Annotated in this window: 12 protein-coding genes; 4 read left to right on the forward strand and 8 right to left on the reverse strand. The window is 43.7% G+C overall.

What is annotated here, in order from left to right; genetic code table 11:
• Positions 1-29 precede the first annotated feature (29 nt).
• The 3 genes from PJIAN_RS02990 to PJIAN_RS03000 all read right to left on the reverse strand — a co-directional run bounded on the left by PJIAN_RS02990 (position 30) and on the right by PJIAN_RS03000 (position 4,963).
• Positions 30-3,179, reverse strand: a complete 3,150-nt coding sequence (locus PJIAN_RS02990) for an efflux RND transporter permease subunit (RefSeq protein ID WP_068701866.1) — start codon at positions 3,177-3,179, stop codon at positions 30-32.
• Between the two features lie 6 nt (positions 3,180-3,185).
• A complete protein-coding gene (locus PJIAN_RS02995; protein WP_068701868.1) occupies positions 3,186-4,259 on the reverse strand; it encodes an efflux RND transporter periplasmic adaptor subunit in 1,074 nt (357 codons plus the stop codon).
• 107 nt (positions 4,260-4,366) lie between these two features.
• Positions 4,367-4,963 (reverse strand): TetR/AcrR family transcriptional regulator, encoded by a 597-nt coding sequence (locus PJIAN_RS03000; RefSeq protein ID WP_068701869.1) that lies wholly within the window; start codon positions 4,961-4,963, stop codon positions 4,367-4,369.
• Between the two features lie 605 nt (positions 4,964-5,568).
• Between PJIAN_RS03000 and PJIAN_RS03005 the strand changes: the two genes are divergently transcribed.
• Positions 5,569-6,033, forward strand: a complete 465-nt coding sequence (locus PJIAN_RS03005) for a hypothetical protein (RefSeq protein WP_153802464.1) — start codon at positions 5,569-5,571, stop codon at positions 6,031-6,033.
• A gap of 303 nt (positions 6,034-6,336) precedes the next feature.
• Here PJIAN_RS03005 and PJIAN_RS14880 read toward each other — a convergent pair whose 3' ends face one another.
• Complete coding sequence (locus PJIAN_RS14880) at positions 6,337-6,510, reverse strand: tRNA-specific adenosine deaminase (protein WP_153802465.1); 174 nt, start codon at positions 6,508-6,510, stop codon at positions 6,337-6,339.
• A gap of 238 nt (positions 6,511-6,748) precedes the next feature.
• Between PJIAN_RS14880 and PJIAN_RS03010 the strand changes: the two genes are divergently transcribed.
• The gene (locus PJIAN_RS03010; RefSeq protein WP_068701873.1) at positions 6,749-8,818 is read left to right on the forward strand and encodes a DNA topoisomerase 3; all 2,070 of its coding nucleotides are present in this window, start codon (positions 6,749-6,751) and stop codon (positions 8,816-8,818) included.
• Between the two features lie 237 nt (positions 8,819-9,055).
• Here PJIAN_RS03010 and PJIAN_RS03015 read toward each other — a convergent pair whose 3' ends face one another.
• Both PJIAN_RS03015 and PJIAN_RS03020 read right to left on the reverse strand, forming a co-directional pair.
• A complete protein-coding gene (locus PJIAN_RS03015) occupies positions 9,056-9,628 on the reverse strand; it encodes a flavin reductase family protein (RefSeq protein WP_068701875.1) in 573 nt (190 codons plus the stop codon).
• A gap of 74 nt (positions 9,629-9,702) precedes the next feature.
• Positions 9,703-10,281, reverse strand: a complete 579-nt coding sequence (locus PJIAN_RS03020) for a flavin reductase family protein (RefSeq protein WP_369691199.1) — start codon at positions 10,279-10,281, stop codon at positions 9,703-9,705.
• 155 nt (positions 10,282-10,436) lie between these two features.
• Here PJIAN_RS03020 and PJIAN_RS03025 point away from each other — a divergent pair, with 155 nt between their 5' ends.
• Complete coding sequence (locus PJIAN_RS03025) at positions 10,437-11,300, forward strand: helix-turn-helix domain-containing protein (RefSeq protein WP_068701877.1); 864 nt, start codon at positions 10,437-10,439, stop codon at positions 11,298-11,300.
• Positions 11,301-11,391: 91 nt separating this feature from the next.
• Here the strand turns inward: PJIAN_RS03025 and PJIAN_RS03030 are convergent, their stop codons facing one another.
• Positions 11,392-11,745, reverse strand: coding sequence for a winged helix-turn-helix transcriptional regulator (locus PJIAN_RS03030; RefSeq protein WP_068701878.1), 354 nt, complete (start codon positions 11,743-11,745; stop codon positions 11,392-11,394).
• 114 nt (positions 11,746-11,859) lie between these two features.
• On the opposite strand from PJIAN_RS03030, the gene PJIAN_RS03035 reads away from it, so the two are divergent.
• Positions 11,860-12,858, forward strand: coding sequence for a YhdH/YhfP family quinone oxidoreductase (locus PJIAN_RS03035; RefSeq protein WP_068702709.1), 999 nt, complete (start codon positions 11,860-11,862; stop codon positions 12,856-12,858).
• A gap of 163 nt (positions 12,859-13,021) precedes the next feature.
• Here the strand turns inward: PJIAN_RS03035 and PJIAN_RS03040 are convergent, their stop codons facing one another.
• Positions 13,022-13,828: an FAD/NAD(P)-binding protein gene (locus tag PJIAN_RS03040; RefSeq protein WP_068701880.1), complete on the reverse strand. Its 807-nt coding sequence runs from the start codon at positions 13,826-13,828 to the stop codon at positions 13,022-13,024.
• Positions 13,829-13,905 lie beyond the last annotated feature (77 nt).

Genomic DNA, 13,905 nt, shown 5'->3' on the forward strand with positions numbered 1-13,905 from the left:
GTAAAGGATTCTGCCGCTTGAATGGTTAATTAAATCTCGCTGTCGTCGATAGTCACGATTTTGTGCTTGCTCAGACGTTCATGCAATGTCTGGAACAGAATGAAGAGCACCGGAATAACAAAGATACCGATCATTGTTCCGATGAACATCCCACCAACGGCACTGATACCGATTGATTTGTTCCCCACAGCACCGGCACCGGTAGCAAGAGCCAGAGGCATCAACCCGAAGATCATGGCAAACGAAGTCATCAGGATAGGGCGCAAACGAGCCAAAGCACCGCTGATGGCAGCTTTAGTGATACTCATCCCTTTTTGACGACGTTGCAGGGCATACTCAACAATCAAAATGGCATTTTTGGATAATAGCCCTATCAACATGATAAGCGAAATCTGTACGTAAATGTTGTTGACAATACCGGTTCCTCCCATCATGGCGCTGAAGATAAAGATGAATACCCCGGCAAGACCCACGGGAAGCGAGAAGATTACCGCTAACGGCAAAATGTAACTTTCGTAAAGTGCCGATAGCAGCAGATAAACGAACACAAGGCTCAAGATAAACACAATGATAGTCTGATTACTGCTATTAACCTCTTCGCGTGTCATACCCGAATAATCGTAGGTATATCCTTCGGGGAGCGGTGTTTGTTGAATTGCCTTGATAGCATCACCCGAAGTAAATCCTTTGGCATAATTCGGAATAATTGTTACCGACATAGACGAGAAAAGGTTGAAACGGCTTAATGATTGAGGGCCTGTAACATCTTTTATTGTCAGGAATTCCGTGATCGGAGCCATTGTTCCGTTAGACGTTTTTACAGACAAACCGCTCAGGTCTTCGAGTTTGGATCGATACATTGGAGCTGCTTGTACCACAACACGATACTGTTTACCGAAGGTGTTGAAGTTGGAAATATACATACTTCCGATATATGTTTGCAAGGTCGACATCACTTCGCCGACGGTCAATCCGGCATCTTTTATTTTTGCCACATTTGCTTCCAGCATCTTTTGCGGGAAACGCGGGTCGAAAGTTGTCGTTGCCATCATTATCTCCGGCCGTTTCTGGAGCTGATTGAGATAGTTGGTTACTACGTCAAAAAACTTATTGATATCACCACCGGTTTTATCCTGCATTTCGAGAGCCACTCCGTTGCTTAAACCAAAGCCCTGCAAGGTGGGTGCTCCAAAGAACATCAGTTTGGCATCGGTCACGGAGGCGGTTTTTTCTTTCAACAGAGCAGCCACCTGGTTGGTAGTCATTTCTCTATCTTCCCATGGTTTCATTTTAACAACAACGCCGCCATAGGAACTACCGCTACCGCCCATGAAACTGAAACCGGTCAAACTCGTAACCGATTTCACATCGGAGATGCCTTCGGCAGTTTTTACCACACTCTTTACGATACTATCGGTGCGTTCGAACGAAGAACCGGGAGACATGGTAACGCCACCCATCAGGGTTCCGCTGTCCTCTTGAGGAACAAAACCGGTAGGCATTATCTTCATCAAACTGAAGAAAATAATAGCGAATACAACGACAATGGCCCCGGTGATCCATCGATGGTTTTTCTGAGTCAGAAAATAAAGAGCCTTTTTGTACTTCTTCGTTGCGGCGTCGAAACCAATACCGAAATAGTAAGCAAACTTCTTCGGAAGGCTCTTTTGAGCAAGCTCGGTATGTTCTTCAGGTTTCAGGAAGAGCGCGCACAGGGCAGGACTCAGCGTTAACGCGTTGATCGCGGAGATAATAATTGCCATGGCCAGTGTCAGACCGAACTGTTTGAAGAATACGCCACTGGTACCACCCAGAAAACTTACCGGGATAAATACCGCGGCCATCACCAAAGTAATGGAGATGATGGCAGGTGCAATTTCACTCATTGCTTTTATTGCTGCTGTTCTGGCATCTTTTTCACCGGCATCCAGCTTGGCGTGTATTGCTTCCACTACCACAATGGCGTCGTCCACCACAATACCGATGGCCAGCACAAGGGCAAAGAGCGTCAGCAAGTTGATGGAGAATCCGAAGATAAGAAGGAAGAAAAAGGTACCGATAATGGCTACCGGCACTGCAATAGCCGGAATCAGCGTTGCCCTGAAATTTTCGAGGAAAAGCAAAACGACCAAAAACACCAGCACAAAGGCTTCCAATAACGTACGAATCACCTTGTTGATAGAAGCATTGAGGAACTCGCTGGCATCCATCATATAGTCGTAGGTAACACCCGGAGGAAGCTCTTTCCCCACTTTTTTCATTTCGGCTTTTACCTGCTCAATGATGTCCTGCGCGTTTGAACCTGCAATCTGGCTGATACCCAGCAAAATTGAGGGTTTGTTTTCGCTCAGGGTTTTGAAGTTATAATCCTGTATACCGAGTTCTATCTGCGCAACATCCTTCAGTCTCAATGTTTGTGCATTTTTGGAACGGATAATGATATTTCCGAACTGGTCGGCATTTTTCAGACGGCCCGTATAGCGAAGCGCATACTGGAACGACTGGTTAGCCTGAGCCCCCAACTGACCTGGAGCCGCTTCAATATTCTGATCTTGCAGGGCTGCTGTTACTTCGGCCGGAGTAAGGTTGTATGACTTCATTACATCCGGTTTCAGCCACACACGCATTGAGTACTCCTGAGTTCCGAACGATGATGCAGAACCAACTCCGTCGATACGTTTCAGCTGAGGAATGATATTGATGTTGGCATAGTTCTGAAGGAATTTAGCATCATAATCGGGGTTGTCCGATTTGATCATAATCATCATGATGTTGCTACTCTGTTGCTTCTGCACCACAACACCACTCTTGGTTACTTCGGCCGGCAATAACGATGCTGCCTGCGAAACACGGTTTTGCACGTTTACGGCAGCCATATCGGGATCGGTTCCCTGCTTGAAGTAAACGTTGATGCTTGCCCCACCACCATTAGAAGCGGTAGAGGTCATATAGGTCATGCCCTGTACCCCGTTGATTTGCTCTTCGAGCGGAACAATCACACTGTTGAGTACAGCATCGGCATTGGCTCCGCTATAGGCGGTGCTGACACGTACCGTAGGAGGCGCAATGTTGGGATATTGCTCCACAGGCAACATGTACAGACCGATAATACCCAGCACTACGATGACGATTGAAATTACGGTCGATAGTACCGGACGTTCGATGAATGTCTTTAGCATTGCGTATTATTTAAGAGATTTTACTTTGATTTTCTGACCGCTTTTCAGGGTAGCGATACTTCCCGATACTATCTTTTCTCCGGCAGACAAGCCATCGAGTACAACATAACTTTTGCCATCGGGGGTTGCCTTTACCAAAATAGATTTCTGTAAGACAGAATCGCCGAGTACTTTATACACCATCACTTTATCCTGTTGGTTGAATGTTGCTTCCTGCGGAATGACAATTACATTGCTGATCGGTTGTGGAATTACAACCTTTCCGCTCGAACCGCTCCGCAACAGACCGTGTTTATTGGGGAATGAAGCTCTGAAATTGACAGCCCCCGAAACGGCATCAACTACTCCCGAAATGGTTTCGATTTTTCCGGTTTCTTCATATTCGGTTCCATCCGAAAGCAATAGCTTTACTCGTGGCATGTTTTTGATTTTTTCGGCCTGAGTACTCCCTTTCATGTCTTTCAACAAAGTGAGCAGGTCTTTTTCGTTGATCGAAAAGTAGGCGATGATATTGGTGGTATTTGCAACGGTGGTAAGCACATTGGCATTATTTACCAGACTTCCCTGACGGAAGTTGATGGTTCCCACAATGCCGTTCACCGGACTGGTAACGGTAGCCCAGCTCAGTTTGGCTTTGGCTTCGTTCAACGCACCTTTGGCATTGGCCAGCACGTTTTCGTAGGTAGACAGTTTTACCGAACTGTAAATTCCCTTTTCGGCCAACGGACGTATACGATCAACATCCAGTTTCGCTGTATTATACGCCGACTGAGCAGCTTGTACAGCCTGCACCGATGTCGGTGAATTGATTTTGAACAGAGGTTGCCCTTTGCGGACAACAGCACCCTCATCTACAAAAACTTTGTCGATAAAACCATCAACGCGTGGCTTGATATCAACGTCTTCCTGTCCCTTAAGTACGGCGGGGTATACCGATTTCAGTTCCACATCTTGCGGTGCAACAGCTTCTACCGGATAGGCAAGAATGGGATTGGGATTATTGGCTCCCATTTGTTTGTTCTTACACGAAGAGAAAAGTACAAGAAGCAGCAGGCTTCCCATGATTAATGTTTTGTTCATACGTCAAACATTTTTTTTAATTAAGTTTTATATCCAATTTTCTATCGATTGTCAAATATACTATAAAGCTCACCGGATAGGTATTTTACCAAAGATAATTCTATCCGTTAATGGGTTATGCTATCGATAAACCGCTGCATAAACTGCATGAAAAGTTCCCGGGAGGTGAGTGAGAATTTTTCCTGCAAAGGATGCTCGGGTTTGTCGAATTGCATTATCATGCTGATTGTGCCGTTTAATACACAGACCCAGTTGAAGATCAGAATGTCGATTTCCCGATTGCTTCGTTTTGTAACTTCGCCAAAAATATCTTTCAGCAATTGAGCTCCCTTTTCGGCCTCATCGTTTGGGAGAGGCCTTTCAAGACTAAACATTAGCTGATAAAGCTCCCGGTGTTCGTACGAAAAATCCCAGTGCACCAATGATAATGCCAGCAACTTCTCTTTGGGATCTGAGGTTTTTAACAAATTTTCGCTCCCCATTTGGCGCAATTTCTGAAACCCGTAAATGATTATTTCGTGAATCAGATCGTCTTTGTTCTTGAAATATTCATACACGATAGGTGGAGTATACTCAATTGCTTCTGCAATTTTCCGAATAGTTACAGCGCTCCAGCCCTCTGATTTAGCGAGATTTATCGCCGCATTTAAAATGCTGGCACGAATATTCTCCTGATCCCGCTTCTTTCTCTCTACATGGCCCATATAAACGTTGTTATAAAATCTAACATTGTTAGACAAAGGACGGAATAATTTCTGACCGGACAATTGCACTTCGTGCTAAAAAATATTAACCACTTCATTCAATTCGTCTTACCCCTCCCTCCCGGTTAATTTGAATTCTGTGATAGCTATATCGGGAGAATCAAAATATTATCAATTGGCGAAATATTTTCTTTTAACATGTTAATAATTTATTGTATGTTTGCAGAGAAGTTTGTGATTAGCTAAAAATGAAGGAGATTACTCTGTTCCCGCGCGAAATGAAATTCAGCGGGGCTAATCTTTCGCGTGAGCAAACCAAACAATAGCATTGAACTGTAAAACAAAAGCCGTTTTTACCCCTAAATCCCCTGCAGGGGACTTTAAGTCAGTGAAAACTGAAAAGTTTATAAAACGATCGAGAAGAGCAACAGGCAGATTGAAGTTCCTTCAGACTTGAAGTAGTGACATCGTAGATCGTCAGTGGGTTTGGGGTGGAGAACGAAAATGGCTGATTATAAAGAATACAGAGGTAGCATATTAGCTTCGCTGATCTTCGATTCCGGCTGAACGGCATTAAAAAGATAAACCCAACTAATATCAATATTATGAGAAAATCAATATTAATTCTTTTGCTGTTGAATGCATTGTGTTTAATGGCTCAGAATAGCAAACTGCAGATTGAAAATAACTGGATTAACCTCACAAAACAGAAGGGGAAATATGTTTTGTTATATCCTTGCTATAGTGAGATTAGTCAAATTAAAATCAATTGGGAACAAAAAACAATCACAATAAATTATGGACAGGAGGATGACGTCTTCAAGATACTAAATTCAAAAAAAGTATCAGACAAAGAGCAGGAATTTAATGTCTTATATTCGACATTCGGTAATCCGCGAGAAACTGTTGTTAAAGTCAAATTTACCAATCTTGAAAAAAAGATTGCTGAGTGGTCATTTACCCTGACTGATGATTCTGGTAATGAATTAAAAAATATATACACTATGATTCCTGTGCAAATGTCAAGATATTACCAGAAAATCAAAGAACCTTGCAATGGAGGTATGTGATATTTTTAAAATAGTCGAAGTCCATTTTGGCGCAAGAATACAAAAATAACAGATTCTCGTTCAAGCTTAACGAAGTGTAGCTTGGACGCAAAATAAAAGCAGTTTATAACTGATTAGCTTCGCTGAACGTAGTTTGTGGTTACAAACCATTTGGGTTTTAGGCACAAGTTACGCTATCGCTAAACTTGCGCCAAAGAGGGACAATAACGTAGAAGTAAGAAAAATTGCAGTAATGCGATTGAAGTAATTCCTTCTAACTTTGGCATAGCGAGACGCTATGCCAAACATCGGAAGCAGCATTATTTACGCTACGGGAAACAGGGCTGTCGGATCGTTCGTTAATGTCACCGTATTGCCTGCGCGGGCGATGATCTCGTAGTTTTTGACAATTACTGCGCTAAAAGGGTCACCGCCATTTCTGACATTCTCGGCGGCCAGACTGATCGCCTCTTTTATATAGATCAGAGGTTTATCCATTGCGCTTTATCTTAGATTAAAAGATTTACTCATTTATTTGCCGCAATATGCCCTTTTTGTAAGGGCTCTTCAGTATTGACAGGATATATAATCCCTTTCTATTGTTTTTCCTGAAAACGGGGGAATGCCTATCTTTGTACTCACAAATCTTCACCCCAAAGGGAATATATTTACCCCGAAGGCTCAAAGGTCTTATTGTATCTTTGTGCCTTCTTGTTTACTCAAATACACCAAAATCATGAAAGTGTGCATCGCCGAAAAACCAAGTGTCGCCCGTGAAATCGCCCAGATATTAGGAGCCAAGGCAAAGAAAAATGGCTATTTTGAGGGCAACGGATATCAGGTCACCTGGACATTCGGCCACCTCTGTACGCTGAAGGAACCTCACGAATATCTTCCTGAATGGAAACAATGGTCGCTGGCTTATCTTCCCATGGTGCCTCCGCGATTTGGCATTCGCCTGATTCAGAATGACGGCTATGTAAAACAGTTTCAAACCATTGAAAGTTTGGTCAAAAATGCCGAAATAGTGATTAACTGTGGTGATGCCGGCCAGGAGGGGGAGCTCATTCAGCGATGGGTGTTGCAAAAGGCACAATGCTCTTGTCCTGTCTATCGGCTTTGGATTTCCTCACTGACAGAAGAGGCTATTAGAGAGGGGTTTGAGAAGCTTCATACCAATCAGGAATTTCAGCATTTATACGAAGCCGGGCTTTCGCGGGCTATCGGTGACTGGTTGTTGGGAATGAACGCGACGCGCCTATTCACCCTGAAATATGGCAAGAACCGCAGCGTTCTTTCTATCGGTCGTGTGCAGACTCCCACATTGGCGTTGATCGTGAATCGCCAGTTGGAGATTCTGAATTTCAAGCCCGAACCTTATTGGGAACTCAAGACCATTTACCGAAATACGACATTTTCTGCCTCCAAAGGTAAATTTACCTCGCAGGAAGAGGGGCAGGAATTTCTGGAGACGGTGCGCAATTCGCCTTTCACCGTTACCAACGTTACCACCAAAAAAGGAAACGAAGCGCCTCCGCGCCTTTTTGACCTGACTTCGCTTCAGGTAGAGTGCAATAAGAAGTTTAGCTACTCGGCCGATGAGACTTTGAAGCTTATCCAATCGCTTTACGAAAAGAAAGTGACGACCTATCCGCGTGTGGATACCACGTTCCTGAGCGATGATATTTACCCGAAAGTACCCGGTACGCTGCGTGGACTGAAGGATTATGAAGAGCTAACTGCTCCGGTACTGGCAGCAAAGATTCCCAAATCGAAAAAAGTATTCGATAACAGCAAGGTAACCGATCACCACGCTATTATACCTACTGGTGTTCACCCCAATAACCTGACCAACGATGAGCGCAAGGTATTTGATCTTGTGGCTCGCCGATTCATCGCAGCCTTTTATCCTGATTGTAAAATATCGACCACGACCGTCAATGGAGAAGTGGATAAGGTAGAATTTAAGGTAAATGGTAAGCAGATCCTTGATCCGGGATGGCGTGTGGTATTTGCCAAAGACAAGCCGGAGGAAAAGGACGAAAGCGAAAAGAAAGACGAAGATGACGATAATATCCTGCCGGCTTTTGAGATTGGCGAAAGCGGTTCGCACGAACCCACATTGGGAGAGAAATGGACGCAGCCGCCCAAGCCTTACACCGAAGCGACGCTCCTTCGTGCGATGGAGACAGCCGGTAAGCAGGTCGATGATGACGAGTTGCGCGATGCTTTGAAGGAAAACGGCATTGGCCGTCCTTCCACCCGTGCTGCGGTTATCGAAACACTCTTTAAACGCAATTACATCCGCAAGGAGAAGAAAAACCTGATAGCTACTCCCACGGGCATGGACTTGATTGGCGTGATTGATGTGGAGCTGCTTAAATCCGTGGAGTTGACCGGTCTTTGGGAGAAAAAACTGCGCGAGATAGAAAAAGGTAGCTTTGAGGCCCGCAAGTTTATTGACGAGCTAAAAACGATGGTATCTGACGTAGTGCATCAGGTGAAATACGATACTTCGCACCGTTCGGTGAGTGTGGAGGCTCCGGTCGTTGAAGAGCCCAAGAAAGAGGCTAAAGCTCCGAAAGAGAAAAAGGAACGCGCCCCCCGCAAGAAGAAAGAGCCGACCGAACCTAAGCCGGAAGTGGCAAAACCAGCTGCTACAACTGCTCCTGCCGCAACTCCTCAACCGGAAATCTGTCCGTTGTGTGGCAAGGGAACAATTATCAAGGGGAAAACGGCTTACGGCTGCTCGGAGTGGAGGGCTGGATGTGCTTATCGGAGGCCGTTTGAGGAAGGGGCGGAATAGTCCCTCTGTAATTTCAACGAGGGATTCGTCGCACCGTAATATAAGACGGTAGAAAAGTGATATATGGTCAAAGCGGTTTCAGAAATAAATCTGGAGCCGCTTTCTGGTTTTTAAGATGATTGTTTCTAAACAAAGCGTAGGCTGGAGCCATACGTTTATCGGAAGTGTGCGGTTTCTTTAATTCTGTTGAGGTAATTGGCAGACTACGGGGATCGGAGGATTTTAAGCTGGTCTTGCTTAGTCCACTCCCGGTCCGTGATTAAATTTCGTGCCTTTGCCAATAGCGTAGAATTGACCGCCTGCTACATAATGCACAGTACGCAATTCATCCGGTGCGTCATCAAAAATCCAATGCCCGTTTTTAAATACGCGGTCATCGCTCCAAGCCGCAACAATTTCACCCATAAACAAGTCAAAATTCTGTTCTTGATGCGAATTGGGAATTACTTTACAAACTAACCAACCTGCACAACCTTCTACCATTGGAATGTCAAATTCTTCCTGATAAAACAGGGGAAGACTATCAAGTTTGTTAGGCATCGTGTTTTTGCTGTGTTCTCCCACAAATAAAACGATTTCCATTTGTTGAGCCGTAGGAATATGCACAACGAAATAACCGCTCTTTTCTACAAGCTGGCGGGTGTCGGCTTGTTTGCCAATATAGGCGACCACTTTATTTGGACCGCCAATACCGACCCAGGCGGCTGCCATTACGTTTTCATCTCCATCGTGTTTGGCGGAAATCATTGTAGTAGGTCCTACTTGTAACAAACGGTAGGCTTTACTTAATTCAACTGGTTTTATTGCCATAATCTGTTTCTTTTATGTTCTTTAGTTCGTGTTTGGTAGGGCGGTGTCTCGTTTTAAATAATTTTGAGACAGCCTTATCTTAACTTAGCTCCTTCACGAAATGCCTTACCTGCTGTTTCTCCAAGCTGGATATAGGTCTGATGTACCGTTTCGTGGCAGATCAAATTCATCTTCCGAATATCCGGATAGCCATCTTCTCCCAAATATTTATCATCAACCAGAATCCCGACTATATCAGCGATAAGGTGGTAGCAATCGCGAGACGTCGCATCATCGAGTACCTCTTTAACACGGCACTCCAGTGTTAATGGAAACTCCGTGAAGAGAGGTGCATTGACATCCGGAGCCTTCTCTACTGTCCAGCCCGTCCTGGCTATCTTATCCGGTTCACGGAGACTGCTGGCAATACCTACATAGTCAGCTCCAACCATAGTGTCCTTGTTGGCTAATGCCAGAGTAAATTCACCATGTTTCTGCAGATTCAAAGTAGTCTGCCGTCTTTTACCCAAAAAGAGGGAAATTTCTGTGTGATCCCAACTACCACCACAATCAGCATTCATGGCATTTGGTTTGCCGTCCTGGTCGTATGTGCCGATAATCATTACCGGCTTCGGGAAGAGCCATCCCGCTGGTCCAAATTTCTTCATATTCATACCTTATCAAATCTTATTATTAGTGTTGCAAAATTACTCCAACATGAGGGCTGAGTTATAACACTAAAACAAGTAAAAATATCACTTTTTGCAGTTTAGTTATCTTTTTGTTGTTTTTATTACCTTTGCGTTATTATTAATCATGTAAACTAGATATGGCAAAGAAAGAAGAAATTGATAAACAAATATTTATCATTAGTGAAAATGATATTGTTTTCTCAAATGATATCTATGATGCCATGTCTGACAAGCATCTTGATACCTGTCTTCATTTGGTTGTTATTTCAGGAAATGTGACATTCCGTATTGGTATAAAGAGCTTTGCTGCCGGCAAAGACGACTGTATTATTATTCCAAACAGGACTTCGATTACAGACATCAGGGCAACAGATGATTTCAGAATGACCGGCGTCATCGTCTCTAATAAATTTATGCATGTGGCTCTTCCTAAAAGCAACTATGAGGCGACGGGGCTGCTTGCGATGGCAAATAATCCTGTTATGCCCTTATCGGTTGAAGAATCGGAACGAATTATCTCTGATTTCAAACAGGTTAAGTTCCGCTATAATGGGTTTTCACATGTTTATTATGCCGAAATGGTGGTTCGTGCCGTAGAGATGATGGTTCTTGATATGTATGATATCCATTCCGGGTATCATGCGGATGATTTGAAAGGTATGGATCAAAGTGCATGGATTCTGAGAAAGTTTGTGCACCTCCTTCAGAAAGGATTGTACAGGAAATACCGAAAGGTAGAATATTATGCATCTTTGCTGAATGTAAGTCCTCAATACCTTTCCGAGTGTTGCATAAGGGCAAATGGGCACAATGCCTCTTTTTTCATCGAACGCTTTACGGCTGAGGAGATAGCCGGACTGCTGAAGAGAGAAGATCTTTCAATTGCTGAGGTCGCTTATCAGCTGGACTTCGACACAACAAGTTATTTTACTCGTTACGTCAAGCGGGTTTTGGGTATGACACCCAGTGAATACAAGGCTCGATTCAATGTAAAAAAGTGATATTCTATCCACTGTCGACACTGTTCTCCCGGATCAACTCAACGTGTGAAAATAGCGAGTGTCGGGGGACCTGAAGACCGAGCCTTGAACTCTAATGCGATTCGTTATTACCTTGTGTATCCAAATGATTTAAATATTCATACCCCCATTTCCTCATATCTCGGACAATTGGATAAATACTCTCTCCATATGCTGTGAGGAAGTACTCAACATGCAGAGGTACCTCCTGAAACACTTTACGAACAATTATGCCATCCTTTTCTAATTCCATTAGTTGTTTGGCAATCATCCTTTCACTGATAGTCGGTAAGGTTCGTTTTATCTCACTAAAACGGTTTCTGCCTTGTTCGATCAAAACGATTATCGTTGTCTTACATTTGCCTTTGATAATCTTCAGGAAAACATCAGACGGACAAATAATCTCAGTTTTTTTTATTTCATCCATTTTTATAAAACCGTGTTAATCAGCAATTGTGAATAGTATGTTGGTTACTGTACTTTTTGTAAGTTATTGTTTCATAAAAAATTATTGCCCAAATTTACACCAAAATTTGATGATATGGAAACAAAATTCAAAGCATTAGTAGTAAAAGAAGTAGATGGCGTTTTTGTTAAGGTGGTGGAAAATCTAACCCTCGCAGATTTGCCGGCAAATGAAGTATTGATAAAGGTTAGCTATTCTTCGATTAATTATAAAGATGCCCTTTCAGCATCAGGTAATAAAGGTGTGACAAAGAAATATCCACATGTACCCGGTATTGATGCTGTAGGAAAGGTTGTTTTATCCTCTGTAGAGGAAATTAAAACCGATGCACCGGTACTGGTAACCGGATATGATTTGGGGATGAATACTTCTGGTGGATTTGGAGAATATATCAGCGTGCCTGCGGCTTGGGTTGTTCCTCTTCCTGAAGCATTCACAGAACAAGAAGCTATGTATTTCGGGACTGCCGGTCTGACTGCCGGCCTTTCTGTCTCAGGCCTTATCAACAATGGCATTACTCCGGGAAAAGGGGAAATAGTAGTCAGTGGTGCGACTGGTGGAGTTGGTAGTCTTTCTATTGCTATACTAAAACACTTAGGATATAAAGTTGTAGCTGTTTCCGGAAAGAATAACGCAAAGCTTCTCGAGGATACATTAAAGGTTGATGAGATAATTACACGGGAAGAATTTACTGCCAGATATGATAACAGACCTTTATCTAAAAGTGAGTTTGCTGCGGGTATTGATACTGTTGGTGGAAAAATATTATCCGGGATGTTGAAATCTGTCAATTATAACGGTGTTGTGACCTGTTGTGGAATGATTGCTTCCTCTCAATTAGATACGAGTATTTTCCCCTTTATTCTGAGAGGAGTGAAATTAATTGGCATTGATTCTGTGGAGATTTCCAAAGATGCAAAAATGCAAATATGGAATTTGTTATCTACAGCCTGGAAACCAGATCAACTGAAAGAAATAACTCAGGAAGTAAGTCTTGAAGAGTTGCCGAAATTGCTTGATTTGATACTTTTAGGGAATGCTAAAGGCAGATATATATTGAAACATAACTCTTGAAATTCTCATCATAACGTGCAAAAATAGCAAGTTGCCAGCAAAGAACCTGCTCTCACGAAAGATAAGCTTCGGCTTAAAAAAGCCGAGGCCACCATCAAACGACAGCAGCCTCAGCCTAAACACAATAAATAATAAATAGAGCTTCTTTTAAAACATAGAGTAGTTAATATTCAGGGGGTAAAGCCTGCAATTCAGCTCCGGTAAATACCGGCCCGTCTTTGCATACATACAGTTTGCCCACGTTGCAGCGGCCGCACTTCCCTACCCCGCATTTCATACGGTTTTCGAGCGTGGTGTAGATATTTTCGGGTTTGAAACCGAGTTTTTCCAGCACCGGGAAGGTAAACTTAATCATCACCGGAGGACCGCACACAATCGCCACAGTGTTTTCGCTCGATGGATTCATCTTTTCAAGGACGGAAGGAACAAAACCAACCTCACCTTTCCAGTCGGGTGTTTCGCCTCCGGGATCGACTGTCGTTACCAGTTTCACATCGGGACGTTCTTCCCACTCTTTCAGTTCGTGCTTGTACACCAGATCGGCCACCGATTTGGCGCCGTAAAGGATGCTCACATCCTTAAAGTTTTCGCGGGTATCCAACGCATTCCAGATCACGCAACGCATGGGAGGAAGCGCGATACCACCGGCAATAAAGAGCAGGTTCTTGCCCTTCCACTGGTCGATGGGAAAAGTGTTGCCAAACGGGCCACGGAATCCCATCGTGTCACCCTCTTCGAGCCTTGCCAGCGATGAGGTAACCTTACCGGCTTCGCGAAAGGTACATTCGATATAGCCTTTGCGGGTAGGCGCCGAAGCGATACAAAAGGTGCTTTCACCATCGCCGAAAGCGGAGTATTCACCGAATTGTCCGGCTCTGAACGAGAACTGTTCTGCTGCCTCCTCATCCTGAAATTTCAAACGGAAAGTCTTCACGCCGGGAGCCTCCTGCGTCACCTTCTCAACGGTCATCAGATAAGGCAAATACAGATTTGAGGATGTGGAGATTTGAGAATTTGAGGATGAAGAAATACCGTTCTCCTCAATAT

The sequence above is a fragment of the Paludibacter jiangxiensis genome, assembly GCF_001618385.1.
GTDB lineage: Bacteria > Bacteroidota > Bacteroidia > Bacteroidales > Paludibacteraceae > Microbacter > Microbacter jiangxiensis.